We start from the raw sequence: 26,513 nt of genomic DNA, 5'->3' as shown, positions 1-26,513 counted from the left end.
TTGCTATGATTTCGTTCATGGTCAGTTTGGGTGCGAATGCTCTGTTAGAAGCGGTATTCTACCTTCTCTGACCTTTCTCTTTCCTTCGATATCTATAAATTACTCATGCCAATTGGCGAAGGTATTGCTTGAAATTAAATAACCAACTGATCCAAAGCCTTGGCATTAAAACTAACAAGTTCGTCAAAACTGCCTTTTTTTACTTTGTTTGGCCATTTTGGGTCAGCAAGAAGCGCTCGACCAACAGCTACCAGATCAAAGCTTCCTTCATCGATTCCTTTACTCAGTGCATCCACATCAACCGACGTATTCGAATCGGGTGATTCTTCACGAGTAAAATGGCCGGTACGAAATTCTTTCTCCAAACCAACACTGCCCACAGCAATCACAGGTTTTCCCGACAATTTCCTGGTCCAGGCTGCAAGTGAGTCAGTTGAGCCCTCAAATGCCGGCTTGAATAACTTTCTGGTACTCGGGTGGAAATAATCTACTCCTGCATTGACCAAAGCAGTCAGAATTGTACCTAAATCTTCCGGGTTTTCGGCGATTTTTGCATCGTAGTCTCCCAGTTTCCACTGTGAAAACCTAAATGTTACCGGAAAATCCGCGCTCACTTTAGAACGGACAGCCATGATAACCTCCACAGCAAATTGCAAGCGATTTTCCAGACTTCCACCATAGCTGTCATGACGTTGATTAGTCTTTTCCCATAGGAATTGGTCAATTAGATAGCCATGAGCACCATGAACTTCTACACCATCAAAGCCCAGTTTTTCTGCATCTGCAGCTGCTTGGGCATAAGCGGTAACGACATCATCAATGTCTTGCTGACTCATTGCCTTTACCACTTGCCGGCCTTCTTTTTCTACTGCCATTGGCCCATAACCCGGAACAGTGATGTCTGGTTCTACACCCGGTTGTCTTGCTGCTCCTACATGCCATAGTTGAGGGATAATCTTGCCACCCACTTCGTGTACGGCATCAACAACTTTTTTCCAGCCATTAAGAGCCGCTTCCCCGTGGAATGCCGGCACCCCGGCATATCCATTAGCCGCAGGATGACCAATATAAGTGCCTTCTGTAATAATCAGACCAACACCGCCTTCAGCGCGTCTTTGGTAGTAAGTCACTACTTTATCAGTAGGTATCCCGTTCGGAGATTTGTTTCTGGTCATTGGCGCCATCACAATACGATTTGAAAGCCGGCTTTTACCAAACTGTATGGGTGAAAAAAGCGCTTGTTTTGAGTTGTTTTGGAGAGTAGCCATTATCGTTTCCTTATAAAATATGTATGAGTTGTGATTGAACAAAAAATAATGAGATTATGTTGTTCACAGCTTTAATAAAAATACAGATTCCGTATTTTGAGACTAAAAAAACCTTCACAAAAAATTAAGATATGCCTAGAGATAAAAGCTTTACAAAACCAGATTCTAAATAAAAAAATCAGACAGATTATAATTTTACGATCGATTAAATACTGTTCTCGCAACCGATCATGTAGCTTGTATGATTAGTTACCATTTACCAACGTCTGGCCTGTTACATCAACTAATGGGTAGCCGTTCGATTTATTTGAAAGTATTAAAGTTAGCACAACTATAGCTTCAAACTTGGGATCATTCAGTACGGTAACGCACACAGAACATTATCCATTATAAAGACTGCTGTATTTTCAAACCATAAGGTTGGCAACTTATTGATAATTTTTAAGATGGGAGTCGGAAATAACTAAAATCTTCTTTATTAGACTTTTATACTGAAAAACCAAGAATTGTCTAGATAGCTATGATATTGACAGAAATAACTATTTTTCCTGTATCAGAGTAAATGGTTAGACTGATAGAGTAATTTACAGTACAGTAAATTACTTATATAGACACTGGAGAATAAAGCATGCAAAAAACAGCGTTAATAGTCGGTGCAAGCGGAATCGGCGGCAGTAATTTGGCAACTGAACTTATTTCCAATGACTGGATCGTCTATGGTCTGGCACGCAATCCGCATCAAGGAATATCAGGCCTACTCCCGATAGCAGCCGACCTTCTTGATCCGACCAGCTTGAAAATTGCTTTAGCCAACGTCGCACCAACCCACGTATTTATTACCGCCTGGATGCGCCAGGATACCGAAGCCGATAACATTCGTGTCAATGGAGCAATGGTCCGTAATGTGCTAGCAGCATTGGCACTAAAAAAATCCGTACGCCATGTAGCTCTGGTAACGGGGCTAAAACATTATTTGGGGCCATTCGAGGCATACGCAAGTGCAGGTATGCTGCCAGAGACTCCGTTACGCGAAGAACAACCAAGACTTCCCCTAGAGAATTTTTATTACGAGCAAGAGGACGAATTGTTCACTGCGGCAGCGCGTGACGATTTTAGTTGGACGATACATAGGCCACATACTATTATCGGCAAGGCAATCGGTAATGCAATGAACATGGGCACTACGCTGGCCGTGTATGCGTCGATTTGCAAGGAAATCGGCCGCCCGTTTCAATGGCCCGGCTCACAAGCCCAATGGCAAGGTCTGTCTGATGTAACCGACGCCCATCAAATGGCCAAGCAACTGGTGTGGGCGGCTGATACCGAAGCGGCTCACAATACCGCCTTCAATATCGTCAACGGTGATTTATTTCGCTGGCAATGGCTATGGGGCAGACTCGCAAACTGGTTTGAAGTTGAGTCGGCCGGCTTTGACGGTATAATTCATCCGCTTGAGATAGAAATGGCAAACGATCATGCGCTGTGGTCCGAGATGGCAGAGCGGCATGATTTGATTGAGCCCGACTTAAACAAATTGGCATCGCCATGGCATAGCGACCTTGATTTGGGTCGACCAATCGAAGTAATGGCTGACATGGCACGCAGTCGCAAGCTTGGCTTTACCGGCTACCAAGTAACCGAGGATTCCTTTTTCGCGTTATTTGCTCAGCTACGCGCAGAGCGATTGATTCCGTAGGCGATATTCAAGAATTAATATACCCAAGCGGCGCAGAATTTTTTTTATTAACAACAAATGCAAGGATTCAGTATCTAGTAATAAGTCAGCGTTGATATGTCAAATGATAATCCACATATAATGCCTTTACGTTGACATTAATAAACATCACTGAAAAAGAAATACATAGACAGCTAACAGAAGATTAACGCACGTATTTGCGATGTTTGATTCATACAGACAAAGTGGCCGCTCATAAAAGGCTATATCCTGAAATACTACTCAAAGCTGATATTAGCGAGTTAGGAGAGAAATGGCCAGACTAGCCAAAAAACCAAGCTTTTGGTATTTCAATGCGTACCGTCGAACTAGTCCCGGAACGACTGGCTCAAGAAGGATTGGAATCAGATTTAAACGGAAGTAAATTCGCGTTAAAAGCCGTACTATTGATGATGAGAACGAAGCCTGTTTGATCGAGTCGATTGGACAGCAGAGATTGCACTTGGTTATGTTATTAGTTTGGTCGGGGCGAGGAAATTGCACCAGTCAGCAAGTACTCGACCTTAATACTTAGCCTTTATCAAGAAGCTCCATTTTATAGCTAACATAAGAAATAAGCTGACTATTTTTGTAAACTATCTTTGATTTTTAGACTCTGTTGCTGCGCACAGGGTGTGCAGCAACAGACGCTTGGCATTTAGATAACAGTTACGTTTTCTGCTTGCGGGCCTTTTTGACCTTGAGTGACAGTAAACTGTACTTTTTGGCCTTCATCAAGAGACTTGTAGCCGCCTGAGTTGTTGATTTGTTGGAAATGCACGAAAACGTCAGGGCCTGATGCTTGTTCGATAAAACCGAAGCCTTTATCAGAGTTAAACCATTTAACGGTACCAGTAGTGATTGTAGACATAATGAAGTCCTGTAGATATTAGGTAATAAAGCCATTAAGGCGGATAGAGCTGAGAAATTTTGAAATTACTTAATGAAACAAGGACGAGCTACTACTAGGAGGAACATCGAAACGGTAAACAGAGGGTAAATCATATTTTCAAGCCTACGGGAATTATAAGTATTATTTTAACAATGTCAAATTAATTTTTCCCTAGGTTCTGTTGACGTTTCACCTCAGCCATAAAAGCACCGAGGAAAATGATAGCATCCCCATGTAATTAATAGCTTTTTTCTCATATCGTGTAGCAATTCTGCGATAGTGCTTGAGCTTACCGAACATACATTCAATGGCATGCCGCTCCTTATAATGCCAATAATCGCACTCAATATCTTCTTTTCGGTTCGATTTAGGTGGGATAACCGCTTTTATTTCACGACTGGCTAACCACTCCCGCAACTCGTTCGTATCGTAGGCTTTGTCTGCTAAAACGGCTGAAGCATTAACATTTTCCAATAAAGATATGGCTTGCTTGCATTCAGCCTCCTTCCCGCCTGTCAGGATAAATTTGATGGGCATGCCCAAGCCATCACAAAGCGCGTGAATCTTACAACCAAATCCACCTTTGGAGCGCCCAAGTGCTTCATTCTCAGCAGAACTATATGCCGCTCCAGCTGCGCAGGCATGTGCTCTAATAACTGAACCATCCATGGAAACATCTTGTAAATCAGCGTCTTCAGCAAGATGACAGAGAATTTCACCCCATATGCCATTGATACACCAACGTGAAAAACGCTTGAAGATGCTATTCCATTTACCATACGTTGACGGTAATACACGCCACTGTGCTCCCGTACGTAATATCCACAAAATGGCATTAACAAACTGCCTGCAAATATCGGGTAAACCGATATGAACTCCAGGCAATTTTTTTAAGCTTGCCAAAATACGAGTCCACTCTTCATCACTTAATGTTATCCGCTTCATTTCATTCAAAACGACTTATTCTACCGGATTGGTGAAACGTCAACAGAACCTAGGATTTATGATCATTACAGCTACTCCGGCAGGACTTACCAGAAACCAGATCACAGGGATGCGCTCATGAGTTACCATCCATAGCTCTTGAATCTCGGCAATTCCTACCGAGATAATGATGCTTTTCTTAACTTAGTGGCAATGATGTATCTGTCTGCAAAAAATTTAAAAAACTTGAATATCAAGTATTAGGTATACAACAGGAAATATTATCAAATACCTAAGTAAGATAGTACATTTTGTCATCAATAAAATGGTAAAATTTATGTTTTTAAAATAAAAAATAAGGGGCAAAAAAGTGTCAATATTGGACTATATTTCAAATTTCTTCGGCACAGGAGAATATACAAACCGGGCAATAATTAATAAATTGTGTATTGGTGAGTCTTTAGTAGGCGAAGGTAATGAAGTTGCACATATTGACTTGATCATTGGCCCAAGAGGCTCAGTGGCTGAGTATGCATTTGCAAATGCATTAACAAATAACAAAAAAGGTTTTACAACCTTATTAGCAGTTGTCGCACCTAATTTAATGGTTAAACCTGCAACTATTTTATTTAATAAAGTAACGATCAAAGGTGCTAAACAAGCCGTACAGATGTTTGGTCCCGCTCAACGTGGCGTTGCCATGGCTGTTGCTGACTGTGTTGAGGACGGCACAATCCCGGCGGATGAAGCAGATGATTTATTCATTTGTGTGGGTGTATTCATTCACTGGCAAGCAGAAGATGATGCGTTAATAGAAAAATTTAACTATCAAGCTACTAAAGAAGCCCTGAAACGAGCTATCGCCGGATCACCAAGCGCTGCAGAAGTCGTTACTGAAAAATCAACTGCGTTGCATCCATTCGCTGTTAATAACGAAAGTTAATCGGCGATAAATACACCTTGCATAACTGTTAAAGATACTTTACCTAGACGCCAAAGTATCTTTAACTCGCAATTTATATATCATGCTGTCATATTGGAAATTATAAAGCTACTTGGACTAATAAGAAGTTACTTCGCCATGACTTAACGCATTAATAAATTGAATAACCTGTGTTTTCTCAAATGGCCAACCCAGCTCTTTTTGGGTTTCCGGATGATATAAAACAGGAATACGAATAGCATATTTTTCTTGCCACTGATCCTGCTCGGCAATATCTATGATTTCAATCCTGACGCCAAGGTTATCAGGCAAGCAAGCATTGATAATCTCTTCCGCTTGCTCACATAAATGACAACCGGATGTCCCCAAAAGCAATAATTGGGTCATTAGTGCTTCGTCACTTTATCAAGATAACCCATCAATAAGGCTGACATGACAAAGGTCATATGGACAAGAGCAAACCACATGATTTTGTCATTATTAACCGTCTCAATATTCATGAAGATTTTTAGTAAATGAATGGATGATATTGCGACTATGGAGGCCGCTACTTTCATTTTTAGAGACCCATAATCATGGGTACCCAGCCAATCCAACTTCTCGGTTGTCTCGCTAATATTCAGACGCGAGACAAAATTTTCATAACCACTAAACATGACAATAATTATCAAATTGCCGACCAGGGTAAGATCGATTAAGGACAGCAGCTTTAAGACCAGCTGGGACTCGTCAAGCTCCAGGATAAATGGAATAAAATGATAGAGCTCCTGAAAAAATTTTATAAACAGCGCCACCAAGGTAAGACTTAAGCCCAAATAAACCGGTGCCAATAACCAGCGACTAGCATACATTAATCGCTCGATTGTATGGCTTGCTTTTTGTGGTAATGACATGGCTTTTCCTTAATGGTGTAAATGTGCCGATAACCAACGCTCGGCAATTTCTTCGGCAATATTTTTACGCTTGGCGTAATCCTGCAACTGATCTTTATCTATTTTTCCGACATTAAAATACTGTGACTGAGGATGCGAAAAATACCAGCCGCTGACTGCTGATGCAGGATACATGGCATAACTTTCAGTAAGCTCTATACTGGTATTTGCGGTGACATTAAGCAGTTCAAACAACTTCGATTTTTCGGTATGATCAGGGCACGCAGGATAACCGGGTGCAGGACGTATGCCTTGATAAGCCTCGTTAATTAACTGGCCGGGATCATAAGTTTCCTCTTCGGCATAACCCCAATAGTCTTTTCTGACGGCTTGATGCAGATACTCTGCAAACGCTTCGGCCAATCTGTCTGCTAATGCTTTAAGCATAATGGCACTGTAATCATCAAGATCTTGCTCAAATTGCTGTAATTTTTCTTCTATACCAATACCTGTGGTGACGGCAAAAGCACCGATATAATCGGCTTTACCACTATCAAGCGGCGCAATAAAATCAGACAGACAATAATTGGGCCGTCCTGGTGCTTTAATATTTTGCTGACGTAAATGATGTAAAGTTTCAAGCGATTGCTCGCGAGTATCATCGGTGTAGACGATAACATCATCACCATCACTGTTTGCCGGAAAAAAGCCAATTACCGCTCTGGCAGTCAGCCACTTTTCGCTGGTGATTTTTTGCAGCATTGCTTGGGCTTCTTCAAACAACTTTCTGGCTTCAATCCCGACCACATGATCGTCCAATATTTTTGGATAACTGCCGGCCATTTCCCAGGTTTGAAAAAATGGCGTCCAGTCAATGTATGGCACGAGAGTATCAAGCGGAAAATTATCCAACACTTTAATGCCTAAAAATGACGGTTTAACCGGCTCGTAACTTCCCCAGTTAAACTTGTTATCTCTTGCAGCTTCCAGAGAATGCTGCTTGGTTTTAGCTTCACGACCTTTGTGCCGATCCCTGACTTCTTCATACTCTATGCGTACATTTTTGACAAAGTCATCCTTTAACTCGGTGCTTAACAAATTACTGGCCACGCCGACGCCACGAGAAGCATCTGTGACATAAATCGTTGGGCCCTTGTTGTAATGCGGCTCGATTTTTACTGCCGTATGCGCTCTGGAAGTCGTCGCACCGCCAATCATTAGAGGAATAGTAAAACCTTGACGTTGCATTTCTTTGGCCACATGCACCATTTCATCGAGAGATGGCGTAATCAAACCACTTAAACCGATAATATCAACTTTTTCCAGACGTGCAGTTTGCAAAATCTTTTCTGCCGGAACCATAACGCCAAGATCAATCACTTCATAATTATTACACTGCAACACCACGCCAACGATATTTTTGCCAATATCATGCACGTCGCCTTTTACCGTTGCCATGAGAATTTTACCGTTGGTTTTTCTCTCGCTACCCGCTTTATCCGCTTCCATAAACGGCATTAAATAAGCTACCGCTTTTTTCATCACACGCGCTGATTTAACGACTTGTGGCAGGAACATTTTACCTGCGCCAAATAAGTCACCGACAACATTCATACCATCCATTAAGGCACCCTCTATGACATGCAAGGGTCTTTGCGCTTCCAGTCGTGCTTGTTCGGTATCTTCATCAATGTAATCAGTGATCCCTTTAACCAAGGCATGCTCAAGGCGCTTACTAACCGGCCACTCCCGCCATTCCAGATTTTCCTGTCTGACTTCACTGCTACTGCCATCACCCCGATATTTTTCTGCCAATTCCAGTAACTTGTCAGTTCCGCTGCCGTCATGGCGGTTTAATACGACATCTTCTACCGCATTACGTAAATCGTCAGGTATATCGGCATAAATCGTCAGCTGACCGGCATTAACAATCCCCATAGACATACCCGCTTGAATGGCGTGGTATAAAAACACCGCATGAATCGCTTCACGCACCGGGTTATTACCGCGAAACGAAAAAGACACATTGGAAACTCCGCCGGAAATCAGTGCATAAGGTAGCGTTCGCTTAATCTCATGAGTTGCTTCAATAAAATCCAGTCCGTAATTATTGTGCTCGTCAATTCCTGTGGCAATGGCAAACACATTGGGATCAAAAATAATATCTTCAGGCGGAAACCCAACCTGTTCGGTCAGGATTTTATAAGCCCGCTGACATATTTCGATTTTTCTGGTTTTTGTATCCGCCTGCCCTTCTTCATCAAAGGCCATAACGATAACTGCCGCGCCGTAACGACGCACAAGTTTCGCATGTTTAATAAAAGTGGCTTCGCCTTCTTTTAGTGAAATTGAGTTCACCACACCCTTGCCCTGAATACATTTAAGACCCGCTTCCAAAATCTCCCATTTAGAGGAATCTACCATAATGGGTACTTTGGCGATATCCGGCTCAGAGGCAATCAACATCAAAAAGCGCACCATCGCTTCTTTAGACTCCAACATGCCTTCATCCATGTTGATATCGATAATCTGCGCACCACTCTCAACCTGCTGCTTGGCAACTTCCAAAGCCGTTTCAAAATCACCGGCGATAACCAGGCGCTTAAACGCAGCGGAACCGGTTACATTGGTGCGCTCGCCAACATTAACAAAGAGTGTGTCAGGGCCAATAGACATAGGCTCAAGACCAGCCAAACGACATCTTTTCTCGATTTCCGGAATTATTCTCGGAGGGCAAGCCTTAACAGCTTCGACGATGGCTTTAATGTGTGCAGGTGAAGTTCCGCAACAACCGCCAATAATATTCAAATAACCGCTACGCGCCCAATCGGCGAGCTCTTCGGCCATTGCTTCCGGTGACTCATCGTATTCACCAAACTCATTCGGCAACCCGGCATTGGGATGAGCAGAGACATGCGTATCGGCAATTGTTGATAATTCATCTATATATTGGCGTAGTTCTTTCGCGCCCAAGGCACAGTTAAAACCGAAAGATATCGGCTCAACATGTTTTAATGAATTCCAAAAAGCGGCGACGGTTTGTCCAGACAGTGTTCTACCGGACGCATCGGTAATCGTGCCGGAAATCATCACCGGTAATTTATAGCCGAGTTGTTCAAAATATTGTTCAACGGCAAAAATTGCCGCCTTGGCATTTAGCGTGTCGAAAATAGTTTCAATCAGAATAATATCGGCACCGCCGTCAATAAGACCGCGTGTTGCTTCCGTGTAGGCATCAACCAGTTGATCAAAGGAAATATTTCTAAAGCCGGGGTCATTGACATCAGGTGACATTGAAGCCGTGCGATTGGTAGGGCCTAAGACACCGGCAACAAAACGTGGTTTTTCCGGTGTTTTTTGGGTGTATTCGTCGGCAGCTTGTTTGGCTAAACGGGCCGATTCAACGTTAATTTCATAGGCTAACGATTCCATTCGGTAATCAGCCATGGCAATACAGGTTGAATTGAAAGTGTTGGTTTCGACAATATCGGAACCCACTTCAAAATAAGCCATATGAATAGCCTTGATGATATCAGGCTGAGTTAATGACAATAAATCATTGTTCCCTTTTAAATCAACATCCCATTGAGCAAAACGCTCGCCACGATAATCTTTTTCTTCCAGTTTGTAGCTTTGGATCATCGTACCCATTGCGCCATCCAGAAACAAGATTCTTTGGGACATACATTGTTTTAATAATTCTGTTTTGCTCATTGATTGTGCCAAGGGTAGTTATGTCACGTGAAGATAATCATTGCTTAAAAGACTATCAAGCACTATTATTTTTATCACTATAATTTAGGAGATGAGGATGTCAAAACCAACGATTACTCAAGTATTTAAAAGCGTTTTATCTGCTTTTATCGGTGTACAAAGTGAAGACAGCAGAAAAAAAGCTTTCGAACAAGGGTCGCTTTCAACTTACATTATTGCAGGATTGATTTGTACTATTCTGTTTGTTATCGCAGTTGTTTCTCTTGTCTCTGTTATCGTATAGATAACTCAGTATTACAAGTTGCACAAAGGATAAAACACTATAAAAAAGCCCAAGCAGAACTTGAGCTTTTTTACTATTATGTTTGTTTTTATTATTCTGATGTTTTGAAACTTTGCTTTATATTTTTAAACATCTCTTTGAAACCACTAAATAAATTTGCCACTGAAAAACTTTCTTTAGTAATCAATTTAAGACGCAAAAAAGCAATAGCAATAAAGCTGATGATAGAGGGTGACAGCTCTTCATAAAGTGACTTCAATATACCGGAAAAACCGGTAAAATCGCCTTCATTTTTTCTATCAGCACCTTGGGTTGCTTCATAGACAGCGCCGCCTTCACTAGCTCTTAATGATTCCAAAATATTGATATTAATGTACTGTAATAAAAATACCAGGGTGAAAAACAAAACTGCACCGCCAGCAACCCACATCATTACATTGTCTACTTTTGCTTTCATAGCCGACTGATAAATCCAGATTGCTACAAAAACCATTACCATGCCGCTTATCATAATTTATACCCCTTTAATAATTATAGTTATATTTTTGTTAGAAAAAAGTAAAGATATGTACATTTTAAAATCATTTTAGAGCCTTCTTTTTCAACAACTTTGCATGATTCATATTTCTCACGTCCAGGCGTTGTCTGTTTTTTAATTTCGCCATTTTCAACAGTATATTTGATGGCTATTTTCATCTCTTTGGTTCGACCAACAGAATCTGTTGCCGTTGTTTGCAGAACACCATCGGCTTTAAAATCCCACTCAACCGTAACAGCCTTTTGCTCGCCATTTAATTTGGTTGCTTCGGCATATAAATCCCATTTTCCCAAGATTTCAGAGCTATCTTTTAATGCGACGTCAGCGTTCGCCGAAAATGCAAACAAAAGTCCTGCCAATGGTAATATTTTAACGTATTTTTTCATTATTATTGTTCTCCCCGATCTATCAGCTTCAAAAACAGAATTCAAACTATACCACATCGGTTATCGAGCTTTAACAACAATAGTCAGGAATATTTCTTTACCCGGCTATTTTTAATTTCCACAAACGATAAGCCTTGACTTTAACTTTACCTAAAGTATGATGCAACTTCCGCTTGCTATGAAACTAGCAATTTTCAAATATAAGAATTATTAGGTAGGAGACACATACATGGGTTTTATTTTAGATCTAACTGAATCATTGAAAACACCAGCTGGCATGGTTGGCGCTGTTGTAGTTGTGGCGGCTGTATACGCCCTTTTGAAATGGGTATTCGCAGAACATCCAGACGACGAAAAATAAGCGTAACTAAACAGTTTCGGTTGTTTATAGACCGCTATCTTTCCCCAGTGAATAGATAGCGGTATTTTTTTGCCTGAATATTTAACCACTACAAGATCGTGACTGTATTATAATTTACACATTTTTATTAATGAAATGTATAAATTCATAATCACTAAAATCCTCGCGCTTCACTCCAAACAAGTCCCGGCAACGGGTGTTGGCTTGTTCCGGCTTTTTTACGGACTGGTCGCTTTACAGGAAATTTTTTTCCTGCTGTATTTCAACCATTTAATCTTTGATCCTACCCCCTATATAGACGTTGAATTCCCCATGATTCCGTTTTTCTTGTGCCTATGGGGTATTATTGCCGGGTTTATTATCGTTGGTTATCGCTATCAATTTGCCGTTATCAGTAATTACATCTTCTGGATTGTCTTCGTAAATTTCACCACTATGCAGCGTGATTTTGATGGCGGCTTTGATTCATTTATGACCGGTGCCGGTTTTTTTCTGCTGTTTATGCCGGGAGACCGCGCATTTTCGATAGATAACCTAAGACGTAAACTCAGCACACCGTTTACCCATTACAATACCTATTCAAAACCAACAGTTTCCGGTCTCGTTTACTACTTACCGATTCTGATTTGCCTTGGCTTTCTCTATTTTGATTCGGCTGTCCATAAGCTGTTTGCCGAACACTGGCGAAACGGCCTTGGCTCGTGGCTACCATCAACACAGCCCTATTATGTTTCGGCTATCGACATGTCGTTGTTGCTGAATAACGAGCTACTACAAAAAACCATAGGCTATACGATACTGGTTTTTCAATTTACCTTTTTATTCTTTTTTTCAAATCGCCGATTACGTAGCGTTTATTTATTCGTGGGTCTTGGCATACATCTGGGTATTACCCTGTCATTAAATATCTATCCTTTTGGCATGGGAATGTTGATATTTTATACACTACTGGTACCTTTTAGCTGGTGGCGTGCAATCGGTAAACAGCTAACGGCGAAACAACCGTCACTAATCGTCTTCTTTGATCAACAATGCCCTTTGTGTAACCGTACGGTACTTATTCTTAATCATTTCGATATATTTAACTGTATAGACTTTAAAAGTGCTCAGGCTAATGCCGCCCACTATCCGGCAATGACGGCAATACCCGCTGAAACGCTGTTGCTGGACTTATATGCTTTGGACAATGAAAATCGCATTTATTCAGGCGTCAACACGTATATTCAAATACTGAAAAAGATGCGTTATTTATATCCTGTAGGACTTGTTTTAAGCTTACCTGGAATCCATACTCTGGCGATAACAAAGTACCGGGCTATTGCGGACTCACGTGATCGTGTCACTTGCACAACTGACTGCCTTATATCGCCAAAACTGCACGACAACAATTGGTATCATCGAATTTTTGAATCTTTTGCCAACCAAAAACCCAAAGCATTTTCCAGAAAGCTGGCAAAAATACTCATTGCTTTAATTGTTTTACAATTAAACAGTACCATTCATTATGCACTTATTTATCGATTGAATTTAGAGGTGAAAAACAACCCTATAAGCGCACCTGTTGCTGAAGCCAGTAACGCGCTTATTATGGTATCACTGACCTTTTTTGGTATTACCCCGCACGCCCTTTATCTACATGATCATTTTGCAGGCTATGATCATATTTTAGCGATCACTTATACTGATCAAAACGGCATTGAACGCTGGTTACCTTTTGTTAATGAGGAAGGACGTCTGCTAGCGCCAAACTGGGGACGCGTTCATTCCATGTGGGCTAATATTGCCGTCACACCGACTATCAACAAGACCCGTTTACAAAAATTTATCATGAAAGTGACAGCTTTCTGGGGACAAAAAACGGGCTTAGATCTTGACAAAACAGTCTTTCATATTAAGATGAAAAAAATTAATGCGCCAACTTACTGGGTTCATGATCAATTACATCAAAACTTTTCAGCGCCATGGACAACCATAGGCACAGTAAAATGGACTAATCATTTAATTTCCTTCGACTTACCTGACAATATCAATTCGTTATAATTGTCCAAGAGGCTGTACGAGAATAGGAGCGGTAGCAAGGGAGGGCTATTTTGGTCATTTGAGACAAATAGTTGTTCAATTAAACGAAAATGGGCGGAAAACAGGGCCAAAATAGCTTTTCCGCAGTCGATTTTCTATTCTCGGACAGCCTCATGGAGCAACTAATCTGGTTTTTATTATTGCATCATCATTCCAGTCATGTTATAAATTGTCCGTGCTTTTTTACGAACTAGCGCATAATAAATAAAATAATTTAAAACCGTTTGGAGGATATATTCATGAAAAAAATCTTAGCTCTTTTAGCAATGGCATTAATGATTGTTGGTTTGTCTGGCTGCATAGATAACCCGGATGATTCAAAGCAAAAAGTTTCTAGTTCTATTGCACTATAAACAAAAAACTTTTGTAATCACAGAAAGCCCGGTCCTACCTCCGGGTTTTCTGTTTACATTTCTTAAAGCTTTAACGGTCACGCTTAAGTAAAACACTTAATAAACGCTATACCAAACGTCCCCATAAATCATAGTCATCCGCTTCTTCAAGCTCAACATCAACAAAGTCGCCGACTTTAAGATGCGTGGCACCATCAATAAATACCTGCCCATCTATTTCAGGCGCATCCGATTTACTTCTGGCAACCGCACCTTCTTCTACGACCTCATCAACAAGCACTGTTTCAATTCTGCCTATGCGTTGCTGTAAACGATCAGCACTAATATCGGCCTGATGCGCCATAAAACGCGCCAACCGCTCTTGCTTCACTTCTTCAGGGACCAAATCAGGTAAATCATTGGCAACAGCTCCTTTTACCGGAGAATAAGCAAAACAACCTACTCTATCCAGTTGTGCTTCCGTCATAAATTGCAATAATTGTTCAAACTCCTGATCAGTCTCCCCAGGAAACCCGACAATAAATGTACTGCGTAAAGTAATATCAGGACAAATTTCCCGCCATGCCTTAATACGTTCCAAATTATTTTGGCTGGCCGCTGGACGCTTCATTAATTTAAGAATACGGCTATTGGCATGTTGAAAAGGAATATCCAGATAAGGCAAAATTTTTCCTTCTGCCATCAATGGAATCACTTCGTCAACATGAGGATACGGATAAACATAGTGCATACGCACCCAGATCCCCAAATCACCCAAAGCCTCGGCTAAATCATAAAAACGCGTTTTAACAGAACGCCCTTTCCAGTCCTGGCTTTGATATTTCAAATCCAGCCCATAAGCACTGGTATCTTGTGAAACCACCAATAATTCTTTTACGCCTGCATTCGCCAAACGCTCCGCTTCCAACAAAACATCATCAATGGGCCTGCTGACCAGATCTCCACGCATTGACGGGATTATGCAAAACGTACAACGGTGATTACAGCCCTCGGATATTTTTAAATAGGCGTAATGAGCCGGTGTTAACTTTATCCCCTGGGGCGGCAACAGACTGGTAAAAGGATCATGTCTGGGTGGTAAATATTCATGTACCGAAGCCACGACTTCCTCTAAAGCATGTGCACCAGTGACTTTTAAAACCTGAGGATGACGCGCTCTGATTTCATCTTCACGGGAACCCAAACATCCGGTAACGATCACTTTACCGTTTTTTGCTAAAGCTTCACCAATACTATCTAGTGATTCTTCTACCGCTGCATCAATAAATCCGCAGGTATTAACAATCACCAAATCAGCGTTCTGGTAAGTCGGTGAAATGTCATAACCTTCGGAACGAAGCTGGGTTAAAATTCTTTCGCTATCAACTAGCGCTTTCGGGCAGCCTAAACTAATAAAGCCAACAGTGGGGATCTTTGTCATAAATATGTATAAAGTATGGAAGTAAGGTGATGTTTTTTTGATAATCAGACGCAAAAGTTGTCATCATGCTGTTTAGGTATTGGCGATAACTGACTAGCGATTGAATTTGCTTTTTATTGATGTACTAAAACCGGTATTCTATCACTTTAGGCAATATCCAAGCATGAATATACCAAAATTACACAGAATTTTTGTTCATCTCCAAAGACTGTAAGGACCGATATTTAGTGCTGAAAACCCTTTATTCACGGTATTCCTGTGTAATATAGCCATCGATTTACGCGCCACAGGATTACCGCCAATGCGCTGAAATTAATCGATAAAACAAACTTTTAAATTGAAAACCTGTAAAATCAAACAGAAAAACAGCAGTTACTGGCAGGAACTGACTGACTTATAATCACCAAAATATCCGAGTTAACTGATCAGCCATGACAAGAATGAATTTTTTAATACCAGACTCTAACTAAAACAGGTACATTATCGGCGGTAAACTATACTGGTATATAAGTTCACCAAGTTCTTAAAGGACTAATAACAAATTTTTTTATTGCTTCTGCTTTTTTGTATCACGAGCATGTGCATCCATTACATTCCAGATTTTTACCAAAAGTAATCTGGATAAAGAGAAGTTATATAATGCGACTATTAGTCTTGGTATTAAATATAGTGGTTGGTTCGATATTGTTGACACAATCCACTCAGCTTTTGGCAGCTTCTATGGAAATTGAAGCCGATAAAAATAATAGCCAGCGTGGACATACCTCCCACTTACGAGTAAAAAATAAAAAAAATCAATCATCTCCTGTTAAGCAAAAAAACTTAATAAATCCTGGCAACGTTTGGGAGCGCATTCGTTCCGGCATGAAAATCCCCAGGCCAGGCAAAGTTGAGTCGCTTCCAAATCAACTCTTTACAAATAACAATAAGTTACCCACGCTACCAGTTACCAGGACGCGTCTTCATAACCGCATTGCTATTAATCGTGAAACAATTACGACTTTAAATACCCAAATTGCCTCAGCGCCAGATGACCGCATCAACCCGGCACCACACTTCGCCGTAATAACTCGCTCACAACGAATGCTTGCCCTACAAAAACTCAGACTGCCAGTAACAACATCTGCGCCTGTTGATAAGTACACGCCTTATGGTCGCCTTAAACTTAACGCCACTCTTTCTTCAAGAATTCGTGATAAGGCAGAATCGCCAGAGCAATCAATTTCATCAACAAACAATACCTTGCATGAAAATACTGCCTATCAAACACAACTCCATTCGGGAATTGAGTTTCATCCAAGACTACACCGGCTTGACTTTAAAAACCCCACCGATCCCCTTATCAAAAACACTTTACCACTACTAAAAAATACCAAAACGGATCAGCCAGCTAAAGCAGTCATAACTGCTTTAGCTTCTGTACAAAACTCAATGCCCCTAACACCTAACCACGCCAAAGAAGCAATTAAGTATGATCGGGTTAACAAGCATGTAGTTTGGTACACGCAACACCGCGATTATCTACTTCAAGTCAGTGAACGTGCACGCCCCTATCTTTATCACATTGTTGAGAGCCTTAGTGAACATAAATTACCTTATGAACTGGCTTTATTACCTATTGTAGAAAGCGCCTATCAAGCCACTGCATTATCGCCAAAAAGCGCCGCCGGATTATGGCAGTTCATTCCAAGCACAGGGCATGATTTCGACCTGCATCAAAATGAACAATATGATGGCAGACTTGATATTACCGCCTCTACACAGGCCGCAATGCGTTATATGTCATTTTTAAATCAGCATTTCAAGGGTGACTGGTTGCTGGCTTTGGCTGCCTACAATTGCGGGCTGGGTGCTGTCGACAATGCGATTAATCGCAATATCGCCGACGGTCTTGATACGGATTACTGGTCTTTACGCTTACCCGAAGAAACGCAGGAGTATGTACCCCGTTTACTGGCCTTATCCAGCATATTTGCCAATCCCGATGCGCACGGATTAAAACTTGCTCAGGTTAGAAATGAACCCTATTTTGTTAAAGTAAAAATAGATCGCAAACACGACATTGACTATCTGGCTGAAAAAGATTTTAGGGAGGTTGCACAACTTGCCAATCTCAGTTACGAACAGTTTAGTCGCCTTAACCCCGGCTATCTTCATTCCAAACTGGCAGTCAACGGACCATTTACCTTGCTCATGCCGGCAGCTAACGCGAGCCAATTGCATCAACAATTAGCCAGTATTGCTCAATTTATGAATAAACCACCCACAATGGCAGCAATTAATGCCCCTTTAAAAAGAAGAGAGCCATTAATGCTTGAGGGGCAAAAAACCGTATTATCCCGGCTTACTGATATATCACCCGTTAAAGAGACTAATCCGGTAACTATCTCTGAGCCCTTCTTATCACTTATTTTAAATACCAATCAAACGACACCGCGCTTGCCAGACCAATCAGGAATATCACCCATTGATTTGAACCCAAATTTAAAACAGGTAGAAAAAAGCATATAGATATGACTTTGATAAGATACTGAAAATTTCTCAAAAATAACGCGAAATACGTTTACGGGAAATACTGCATCGGGTTACTGGCAATGTCGCGTGCAGCCAAAAACTGGGCATAATAATTACGGGAGGCAAAACCGAACGCTGGACCTGTATAAGCCTTTACGATATGAGTAAAGTCGTGGCCAACTTGATTTTGTGCCCGTTTCATACCTCCGATGCCATGATTATAAGAGGTAATCGCCGTGGGCCAGTCATGTAGTTTACTGTAAGCATAGCTAAGATAACGGGCCGCGCCAACGGCCGAAGCAAAAGGATCCAGACGTCGATCAACCCTGTTACCGGCAGGCATAAAAGTTTTTGCTGCACCTTTGGTAAATTGCCACATACCCACGGCACCGGCAGAGGATTTTGCCGCCGGTTGAAACGAAGATTCGACATGTGGCAAATAAGCCAAATCTTCAGGTAAACCTGCATCGCGAAATATTTTTCTAAATTGCATGTCGTAACGGCGACTGATATCGAGTCCGCGTTTAAAGCGCTCCCTAATTCCACGTTGCGATCGCACCCGCTCGGCGGCACCGCTTAATACACTGTTAAGTTGCTTGCCGGTACTTTGCAGTTTGGCAATTATTTGCTTGTCAGTAGCATTCAACTGCGCGTTGTAACTCAACTTACTCTCCAAAATCGCTAATTGGACTTTCCAAAAATCACGGTGCTGATTAACTATTTCTTTTTGCTCGCTGGTCAGACTTTCGTCGACATAGCCGGGTAAATCAATCACCTCGTAAATTACATCCAAATAACGATCATCATGAAACGCTACTTGCGAGCGATGCCAAAGCGTATAGGTTTTTCGCCAGAACTCTACTGCAGGTTCCAGTTCGCCAGGCTTTTGAAATATGCCGGAGCGAGTCGATAGTCCATAGACGTTTTGCGGAGTCGTCATCCGAGGTTGAATGATAGCTTGGTCTGCCATGGTGTTATCATAATTGACCGTAGGCGCAGTGCTACTACAAGAATTTAACACAACGACAATAGCCAACAATAACCAAATACGCATAATTAGTTGATTCATTTGTTAGTACATTAATCCAATATAATATTGATCAGTTTAAAGAGTGTGTTTTGCATATTCCGATTAATTTTAATATAAATTCCGGGCGAACTTGAACAGCCAAAAGCTAACGCGTTAATAAATGCGTATTTTTACTCCAATTTTTCAGAAAAAGTCAATAAATTTACTTTTACATGAATTTTCTTTTCAACGCATTCGATTCGGACCGGCTTTTAAGGTATTTTATTAAAAAACTGATAACAGACGACTTCCTACAAAGAACATAGCCAACTCGCCAGTATTTTTTTGGACATTATGTCTTTGTTCTGCAAGTAATTAACCAATGCAAATTGCTTCATAATTCCGATATCGATCCGTCTTATCTCAGCTATGATTAGCGTAAATATCTCGCTATCATAGGATAGTGTAACGTATTAACCAAAAAAGTAATGGCCCGTAAAGACAGAACCTGTCTATTATTAAAACAGATGTACAGATATGACAATCCAAGTCAAAATTTTTCACTATTTTTTCGCTTGCTTACTGACTGGAGCCAGTATTTCGGTGGCACTGGCCGAGAATTATTCATGCAAAGAAACCGGCGATACGCATATCTGGATCTCGCCTCTTAACCCTAAAACCGATGAGCCGATCAAAATCATGGCCGTATCTACAGACGCCCCCTTGTCGGATCTGACCCTGATAGACAGCCAAGACCAGCGTATATCCTTAAAATATAGCCATCGAGGTGGTCCGCCTTGGAGCCTAACCGGCACCTTGGAAAGACTCAACGAGGGAACTTATCAGATCTTAGCCGAGCGGGACAACCAGCTTACCGCCTGTCACACGCTCACCATAGGCGGCGCAAACACACAGAAAAACGCCAACACGTGGGGACTTGCCACTGAAGCCTTTTATTCTGCCTGGGTCGAAGCGTTGTTTGGTGCTCCACCCAAAGAAAACCTGAACTTCACTTCCCTTGAGCCAGTATTACGTAACAACGAGCGCAATTTTCTGTACAACTATCTCGGCCTTAACGAAGACAACCGCTTGGCACTGACTCCCGATTGTGCAGACCTGCCCTATACTTTGCGAGCTTATTTTGCCTGGAAGGTCGGCCTGCCAATCGCCTTCCGTGCATGCGGACGTGGCACGGCTAATACCCCACCGCATTGTGGAGCAGCCAACATCAAGACCGAATTTACCCACGGCATCAACTCACCGGTCAGCTTCAGGCTTGTCAACGAACAATTGGCGAATACCATCCATTCAGGCTCGCTCCGAACCGGACTTGAGGACGAATCCACAGACCTATATCCCATCGCTCTCAGCCGGGAGATACTCTGGCCGGGGACCGTCTATGCCGACCCCTACGGCCATGTGCTGGTACTGGTTAAATGGGTGCCGCAGACAGCGGTTAACCCTGGCATCTTGCTGGCCGTTGATGCCCAGCCAGACAACTCTATTACCCGCAAACGCTTTTGGGAAGGCACGTTTCTATTTACCAACGTTACCAATGCCGGACCTGGGTTTAAGACTTTCCGGCCCTTGGTTCGCAGAACCTCGAATCAATTTAGGACGCTCTCCAATGATGAACTGGTTGACAATCCGGGCTTTACGCCCTTTTCCCTTGAACAGGACCAACTCTCCTCTGATGATTTCTACACCAAGCTCGCCAAGCTCATCAACCCCAAAGGTCTTGAAATAATACAAGCCTACGAAACCACCCTGAATGCCTTAGTAGAACAAATCGAGACGCGCGTAACCTCCATAGATAACAGCGAGGCATATTTTCGCAAAAATCCCGGTAGCATTATTCCCATGCCTGATGGTGCAGCGATTTTTCAGAGCATCGGCCCTTGGGAGGACTATTCCACGCCGTCGCGAGATATGCGCCTTATCATCGCTATCAAAGTACTGAAAGGATTCCCAGAAAAAATCATGCGCCATCCCGAGTTGTTCTTGATGAATGACAGGAATCCTGCAGAGACACAGGCCAAAATTGAGCAGTATCACGCAAGGCGTATCAAGGAACTCAGCATCCACTATACGCGTACCGACGGCAGCTTGTGGGAGCTTTCTGTAGCCGATGTGCTGGCACGAAAACCAGCCTATGAAATGACTTACAATCCGAATGACTGTAGCGAAATCCGATGGGGCGCAAAACCAGGTACGGAGGAGTATTCCACCTGCCGCCGTCACGCACCAGCGCAGCAGCACGCAAAAATGGAGCATTACCGGCTTTGGTTTCGCGAGGCGCGAAGACCGACACCATGAAAGACTGCCGGGGGTTACGGTACTATTTCCACTACATGCCGGCTACCTAACTGATTTCTAAAGAAAAATACCTCACTCATCAATTTGAACAAGCTAAACGATAACAAACCATCCTGATTAATATTCATGACTATTAACGATGATTAATCAGCATTAAAAACCAGAGATTAGCCCCGCCGCCACGCATGAAAGCGCTCCAGACAACGTAATAAAGCTTGCGGCGCGTGCTCTCGCTTCCAGACCCCGGCAACATATTTATTGGCCTCGGCGAGGGTTGGATAGATATGGATCGTGCCCAAAATTTTATTTAAACCGATGCCGTATTTCATTGCCAGTACAAACTCGGCAATCAAATTTCCGGCATCCTCACCAACGATGGTAACACCGAGAATTTTATCTTTGCCAGGTAGCGTTAACACTTTAACAAAACCGTGCGCCTCACCATCGGCGATAGCGCGATCCAGCTCACCAATATGGTAAGTCGATACTTCATAGGCAATGCCCTGCTCTTTCGCCTGAACTTCATTTAAGCCAACCCGCGCCACTTCAGGATCGGTAAAAGTAGCCCAAGGTATCACCGAATAATCGGTGCGAAACCGCTTAAACTGGCCGAACAAAGCGTTAACAGACGCATACCAGGCTTGGTGGGCAGCGACATGCGTAAATTGATAAGGCCCCGCAACATCGCCGCACGCATAAATATTGGGATAATTGGTTTCCTGAAAGGCATTGATCGCTATGGTTTTTTTTGGTGATAAAATAATATCCAACGCTTCCACACCATAACCGTTAACATTGGCAGTACGACCTACAGCGACCAGCACCTGATCAAAGGCAATGGTGACCAACGACCCTTGGTAATCGGTAATCAGGTGTTTTTCAGCGTTTTCCAGTATAAATTCCTTGGCAGTATGACCAAGGCGTAAATCAATGCCTTCCTGCTCAAAACCAACCATAACTGCTTTCGATACTTCCGGGTCTTCACGACCTAATAACTGCGTAGCCTGCTCGACAATAGTCACCTTACTACCCAGACGGGCAAAACATTGTGCCAGTTCGCAGCCAATTGGGCCGCCGCCAAGCACCAGCAGACGCTCGGGTAATTTACGCAGGCTCCAGATAGTATCCGAAGTAAGAGGATCAATGCTGTCAATGCGCGGTATTGATGGCAGAAACGGGGTTGCTCCGGCAGCGATAACGATTGAGCGCGTCGTTAAGGTTTTTATACCGGCATCAGTATTAACCTGAACTTCCCACGGGGAAATTATTTTGGCTTCGCCAATTACGATATCGACGCCGAGTTGAGTATAACGCTCAATTGAATCATGCGGCTCAATGGTTTTGATCACCGCTTGCACCCGATTCATTACCTCGGCAAAATCAAATTCTGCCTGCGCCTGTTTGATGCCAAATTCTTGCGAGCGTTTAAGCTGTGCCAGCCATCTGGCTGAACGAATCAGCGCTTTGGACGGTACACAGCCGGTATTAAGGCAATCGCCACCCATTTTATTTTTTTCAATCAAGGTGACTTTGGCCTTTACGGTAGCTGCGATATAAGCCGCAACCAAACCACCGGAACCGGCACCGATCACAATGACATTATTATCGAAACGCTGAGGCTTTAACCACTGATCGTAAATTTTACGATTTTTTAAGACTTGCACTATTTTTTGAGCCAGCAAAGGAAATAACCCTAATAATATGAACGAGCCCAGTAATGCTGGTGACAATATTCCGGTTAGTGAGTCTATTTTAGCCAACTGGGTACCGGCATTAACATAAACAATAGTACCCGCCAACATTCCAACCTGACTAACCCAGTAAAACGTCCGCGTTTTCAGGACCGTTAAGCCCATCGCCAGATTAATGATGAAAAATGGAAAAAGAGGTATCAGACGCAGCGTAAATAAATAAAAGGCACCCTCACGGCTAACGCCTTCGTCAATTTCTTGCCAGCGTACCCCAAATCGCGATTTAACGGTATCCCGAAATAAAAACCGCGCCGCCAAAAATGCCAGCGTTGCACCAATACTGGAAGCAAAAGAAACAATCACCGTACCCCAAAATAATCCGAACACCGCTCCACCCGCGAGAGTCAGTACGGTAGCGCCAGGCAGCGACAAGCCGGTAACAGCAATATACACCAAGCCATAAATGATAATAGCTAAGCGAGGATTGATCATGCGGAAGGATTCGATAGCGGCCTGTTGCGATTTTAAGGCCTCTAACGTCAGATATTGCTGAAGATCGAAAATGAAAAAAGCCAGTAATAAAATGCCAATAACTATCAATAACAAAGTTTTTGATACCTTCATAACACACACCCGGTTTTGTTAACTAAAATAGCGACTAACAGCTCAGACTCTTTACCATGATTGAACATGCATGAATTCCTTTTGAATAAAATGAATAACGCCGGCTAGTTGCTTAATAAGCTATTTTCGGCTTCCGCCTTAAAGGAATAATAAACGAGATTTAACTTGTACTGCAGTATCTTAAGTTGCTGGTTTTAGGCAAGATGCTTGTAGGTACTTGGTCGGCTGATATGTGAAAGGATAATATACACGTTACAGGATTACAGGCAAAAAAAAAGGCTTATCAAATGATAAGCCTTTTATTTTATGGCGTCCCCAAGGGGGTTCGAACCCCTGTTACCGCCGTGAAAGGGCAGTGTCCTAGGCCACTAGACGATGGGGACTAAAACTGGTTTAGTCTGGCCTGATAAGGCTATCCGTAAAGGATAAAAACATAAACTTTAAAATTGTTGGTTTTTAACACATAAAAACCGGTCAATCATTAGCTATTAAAAATGGCGTCCCCAAGGGGGTTCGAACCCCTGTTACCGCCGTGAAAGGGCAGTGTCCTAGGCCACTAGACGATGGGGACTAGCAATTTTAACAAACTTTTCTTTTTTTGGTGGAGCCAAGCGGAATCGAACCGCTGACCTCAACACTGCCAGTGTTGCGCTCTACCAATTGAGCTATGGCCCCAACTAAAGAACGAGGATTATATAGGATATATTGGTTAAGTCCAACATTAATTTAAACTTCTTATGTAAATAATGGCTTTTTCTATTCTGGCCAAGGTTTTTTCTTGCCCCAGCAATGACAAAGTAACATCAATTGCTGGCGAAACTGCCGACCCACAGATAGCTACACGTAAAGGCTGAGCGACTTTACCCATATTAAGCCCCAAGGTTTCGGCAAGATTAACAATAATTTCATGTACACCCTCACCAGTCCAGTCAGTCACTGCTACCAGTTCATCATGTAAACGGGCTAAAACATGGTCTGATCCGACAGTAAAATTCTTTTTAACGGCTTTTTCATCATAGGAATCAAAATCCTTATAAAAATAAACACTGGCAGCGGCCATATCAACCAGAGTTTTACTACGTTCCCTTTGCGCTTTTACGATACCAACCAATTCCGGGCCATCAGCAGGATCAATACCCAACTGCCCCATGTGCCAGCTTAAATGGCGTGCAACATGAGCAGGATCGCTATTCATAATATATTGATGGTTTAACCACAACAACTTTTCCATATTAAAGGTCGATGCTGACACATTAACGTCATTCAATTCAAAATACTCAACCATCTCATCAATGGAAAATATTTCCTGATCGCCATGAGACCAGCCCAATCGCACCAGATAATTTAGCAAGGCTTCCGGCAGATAACCATCATCACGAAACTGCATGACACTGACTGCGCCATGACGTTTGGATAAGCGCGCACCGTCAGCACCCAAAATCATGGGTAAATGCGCATACTTTGGTAACTCGGCACCCAGTGCCTTAAGAATATTCATCTGCCTGGGTGTGTTATTTATATGATCGTCACCTCGAATAACATGAGTGACGTTCATATCCATATCATCGACAACAACTGTTAAATTGTAAGTTGGCGTACCATCAGCTCTGGCGATAATCAAATCATCGAGTTCTTTATTGGCAACGACAATATCACCTTTAACTAGATCGGAAATAGTAACAACGCCATCAACCGGATTTTTAAAGCGTATAACTGGCTCCCGATCTAGTTGCGACTCGTCTGAATCTCTACATTTACCATTGTAGCGAGGCTTTTCTTTATTGGCCATTTGCTCGGTGCGCAATTGTTCCAGTTCCTCTTTGCTGCAGTAACAATAGTAAGCATCGCCCTGCACTAATAACTGCTGGATAATTTCTTTATAGCGATCAAAGTGATGGGTTTGATAAAAAGGCCCAGCATCATAATCGAGCCCCAACCACGACATGCCTTCCAGAATGGCATTAACCGATTCCTGTGTTGATCGTTCCAGATCGGTATCTTCAATCCGTAGAATAAATTTACCTCCGTGTTTACGTGCATAAAGCCATGAAAATAAAGCCGTACGCGCACCACCGACATGCAAATAACCGGTTGGACTGGGGGCAAAACGTGTTGTTATAGTCATAATGATAATAGTTAATTATTTGGTTAATAAAATTCTGTTGGCGCACTCTGCCGGAATTCGTTTGGCGAAACTTAAATCACAGCGCTTGATAACTTAATACAACACCATCCTTGGCATGATCATTTTTCTAAAACAGCCATCGACGCACTATTTCCTCGTGTGCCGACCTTTTAATTAGCTATTTTAACATTGTTTTTTATACTTAAGCCCGGATCATAACACCGCTACGATAATTATCTGAACCTGAATTGTATTCAAGGACTGCAACCGCTTTTCCTTAACTAACGCGCTTTGCCGATAATACACAAACCCCTACACTAAAACCGACAACCTGCCTGACAACTGCCAATGATTTTGTTATTACTCGATGTTCAAGTTTTTAAGCTTAGAAAAACAGCAGGAAAACGAGTAAGCCAATCAGTGTTAGAATTGGACGTATTTCAACAGCATGTTGATGCACGAACCTGCGCACTTTATAAAAAGTTTT

Annotated in this window: 19 protein-coding genes and 3 tRNA genes; 7 read left to right on the top strand and 15 right to left on the bottom strand. The window is 42.3% G+C overall.

All coding sequences use genetic code 11. The features are described 5' to 3' along the window. Positions 1-134: 134 nt before the first annotated feature. Positions 135-1,268: an NADH:flavin oxidoreductase gene (locus N7974_RS17220; RefSeq protein ID WP_262966808.1), complete on the bottom strand. Its 1,134-nt coding sequence runs from the start codon at positions 1,266-1,268 to the stop codon at positions 135-137. Between the two features lie 628 nt (positions 1,269-1,896). Between N7974_RS17220 and N7974_RS17215 the strand changes: the two genes are divergently transcribed. Further along, positions 1,897-2,964 carry an SDR family oxidoreductase gene (locus N7974_RS17215; RefSeq protein ID WP_262966807.1) on the top strand — a complete coding sequence of 356 codons (1,068 nt, stop codon included), beginning with the start codon at positions 1,897-1,899 and terminating at the stop codon, positions 2,962-2,964. Positions 2,965-3,640: 676 nt separating this feature from the next. Here the strand turns inward: N7974_RS17215 and N7974_RS17210 are convergent. Together N7974_RS17210 and N7974_RS17205 are read right to left on the bottom strand one after the other, a co-directional pair. Next, the gene (locus N7974_RS17210) at positions 3,641-3,853 is read right to left on the bottom strand and encodes a cold-shock protein (RefSeq protein WP_305852357.1); all 213 of its coding nucleotides are present in this window, start codon (positions 3,851-3,853) and stop codon (positions 3,641-3,643) included. 210 nt (positions 3,854-4,063) lie between these two features. Beyond that, a complete protein-coding gene (locus N7974_RS17205) occupies positions 4,064-4,819 on the bottom strand; it encodes an IS5 family transposase (protein WP_262966806.1) in 756 nt (251 codons plus the stop codon). A gap of 409 nt (positions 4,820-5,228) precedes the next feature. Here N7974_RS17205 and fae point away from each other — a divergent pair, with 409 nt between their 5' ends. Next, the gene (fae, locus tag N7974_RS17200) at positions 5,229-5,741 is read left to right on the top strand and encodes a formaldehyde-activating enzyme (protein ID WP_317451622.1); all 513 of its coding nucleotides are present in this window, start codon (positions 5,229-5,231) and stop codon (positions 5,739-5,741) included. Positions 5,742-5,858: 117 nt separating this feature from the next. On the opposite strand, the gene N7974_RS17195 is transcribed toward fae, so the two are convergent. The 3 genes from N7974_RS17195 to metH are packed head-to-tail and all read right to left on the bottom strand — an operon-like array spanning position 5,859 to position 10,327. Next, complete coding sequence (locus N7974_RS17195; RefSeq protein WP_262966805.1) at positions 5,859-6,128, bottom strand: glutaredoxin family protein; 270 nt, start codon at positions 6,126-6,128, stop codon at positions 5,859-5,861. Beyond that, entirely contained in the window at positions 6,128-6,634 is a 507-nt protein-coding gene (locus N7974_RS17190) for a TIGR00645 family protein (RefSeq protein ID WP_262966804.1), read from the bottom strand. The genes N7974_RS17195 and N7974_RS17190 overlap by 1 nt, the downstream gene beginning before the upstream one ends. Before the next feature lie 9 nt (positions 6,635-6,643). Next, positions 6,644-10,327: a methionine synthase gene (metH, locus tag N7974_RS17185; protein WP_262966803.1), complete on the bottom strand. Its 3,684-nt coding sequence runs from the start codon at positions 10,325-10,327 to the stop codon at positions 6,644-6,646. 97 nt (positions 10,328-10,424) lie between these two features. Here metH and N7974_RS17180 point away from each other — a divergent pair, with 97 nt between their 5' ends. Beyond that, complete coding sequence (locus tag N7974_RS17180; protein ID WP_262966802.1) at positions 10,425-10,610, top strand: DUF2970 domain-containing protein; 186 nt, start codon at positions 10,425-10,427, stop codon at positions 10,608-10,610. Positions 10,611-10,701: 91 nt separating this feature from the next. On the opposite strand, the gene N7974_RS17175 is transcribed toward N7974_RS17180, so the two are convergent. Further along, positions 10,702-11,067, bottom strand: coding sequence for a hypothetical protein (locus tag N7974_RS17175; RefSeq protein ID WP_262966801.1), 366 nt, complete (start codon positions 11,065-11,067; stop codon positions 10,702-10,704). Between the two features lie 80 nt (positions 11,068-11,147). Continuing rightward, positions 11,148-11,534: a hypothetical protein gene (locus N7974_RS17170; RefSeq protein ID WP_262966800.1), complete on the bottom strand. Its 387-nt coding sequence runs from the start codon at positions 11,532-11,534 to the stop codon at positions 11,148-11,150. Between the two features lie 229 nt (positions 11,535-11,763). Between N7974_RS17170 and N7974_RS17165 the strand changes: the two genes are divergently transcribed. Together N7974_RS17165 and N7974_RS17160 are read left to right on the top strand one after the other, a co-directional pair. Next, on the top strand, positions 11,764-11,895 hold the full coding sequence (locus tag N7974_RS17165; RefSeq protein WP_262966799.1) for a hypothetical protein: 132 nt from the start codon (positions 11,764-11,766) through the stop codon (positions 11,893-11,895). A 135-nt stretch (positions 11,896-12,030) separates the two neighbouring features. Further along, the gene (locus tag N7974_RS17160) at positions 12,031-13,935 is read left to right on the top strand and encodes a DCC1-like thiol-disulfide oxidoreductase family protein (RefSeq protein ID WP_262966798.1); all 1,905 of its coding nucleotides are present in this window, start codon (positions 12,031-12,033) and stop codon (positions 13,933-13,935) included. 498 nt (positions 13,936-14,433) lie between these two features. On the opposite strand, the gene rimO is transcribed toward N7974_RS17160, so the two are convergent. After that, on the bottom strand, positions 14,434-15,747 hold the full coding sequence (gene rimO, locus N7974_RS17155) for a 30S ribosomal protein S12 methylthiotransferase RimO (protein ID WP_262966797.1): 1,314 nt from the start codon (positions 15,745-15,747) through the stop codon (positions 14,434-14,436). Positions 15,748-16,386: 639 nt separating this feature from the next. Here rimO and N7974_RS17150 point away from each other — a divergent pair. Further along, positions 16,387-18,258, top strand: coding sequence for a transglycosylase SLT domain-containing protein (locus N7974_RS17150; protein ID WP_262966796.1), 1,872 nt, complete (start codon positions 16,387-16,389; stop codon positions 18,256-18,258). A 52-nt stretch (positions 18,259-18,310) separates the two neighbouring features. Here N7974_RS17150 and N7974_RS17145 read toward each other — a convergent pair whose 3' ends face one another. Beyond that, on the bottom strand, positions 18,311-19,330 hold the full coding sequence (locus N7974_RS17145) for a lytic transglycosylase domain-containing protein (RefSeq protein ID WP_262966795.1): 1,020 nt from the start codon (positions 19,328-19,330) through the stop codon (positions 18,311-18,313). Between the two features lie 477 nt (positions 19,331-19,807). Between N7974_RS17145 and N7974_RS17140 the strand changes: the two genes are divergently transcribed. After that, on the top strand, positions 19,808-21,586 hold the full coding sequence (locus N7974_RS17140) for a hypothetical protein (protein ID WP_262966794.1): 1,779 nt from the start codon (positions 19,808-19,810) through the stop codon (positions 21,584-21,586). A gap of 167 nt (positions 21,587-21,753) precedes the next feature. On the opposite strand, the gene N7974_RS17135 is transcribed toward N7974_RS17140, so the two are convergent. The 5 genes from N7974_RS17135 to gltX form a co-directional block, all read right to left on the bottom strand. Beyond that, entirely contained in the window at positions 21,754-23,901 is a 2,148-nt protein-coding gene (locus tag N7974_RS17135; RefSeq protein WP_262966793.1) for an FAD-dependent oxidoreductase, read from the bottom strand. Positions 23,902-24,208: 307 nt separating this feature from the next. Further along, a tRNA-Glu gene (locus N7974_RS17130) sits at positions 24,209-24,284 on the bottom strand. A gap of 112 nt (positions 24,285-24,396) precedes the next feature. Beyond that, positions 24,397-24,472 (bottom strand) — tRNA-Glu (locus N7974_RS17125). A gap of 28 nt (positions 24,473-24,500) precedes the next feature. Continuing rightward, a tRNA-Ala gene (locus N7974_RS17120) sits at positions 24,501-24,576 on the bottom strand. Between the two features lie 46 nt (positions 24,577-24,622). Beyond that, positions 24,623-26,026: a glutamate--tRNA ligase gene (gene gltX / locus N7974_RS17115; protein WP_262966792.1), complete on the bottom strand. Its 1,404-nt coding sequence runs from the start codon at positions 26,024-26,026 to the stop codon at positions 24,623-24,625. Positions 26,027-26,513 lie beyond the last annotated feature (487 nt).

Source organism: Methylobacter psychrophilus (genome assembly GCF_025583945.1).
Lineage (GTDB): Bacteria > Pseudomonadota > Gammaproteobacteria > Methylococcales > Methylomonadaceae > Methylobacter_C > Methylobacter_C psychrophilus.
This window is presented reverse-complemented; position numbering and strand designations above follow the sequence as displayed.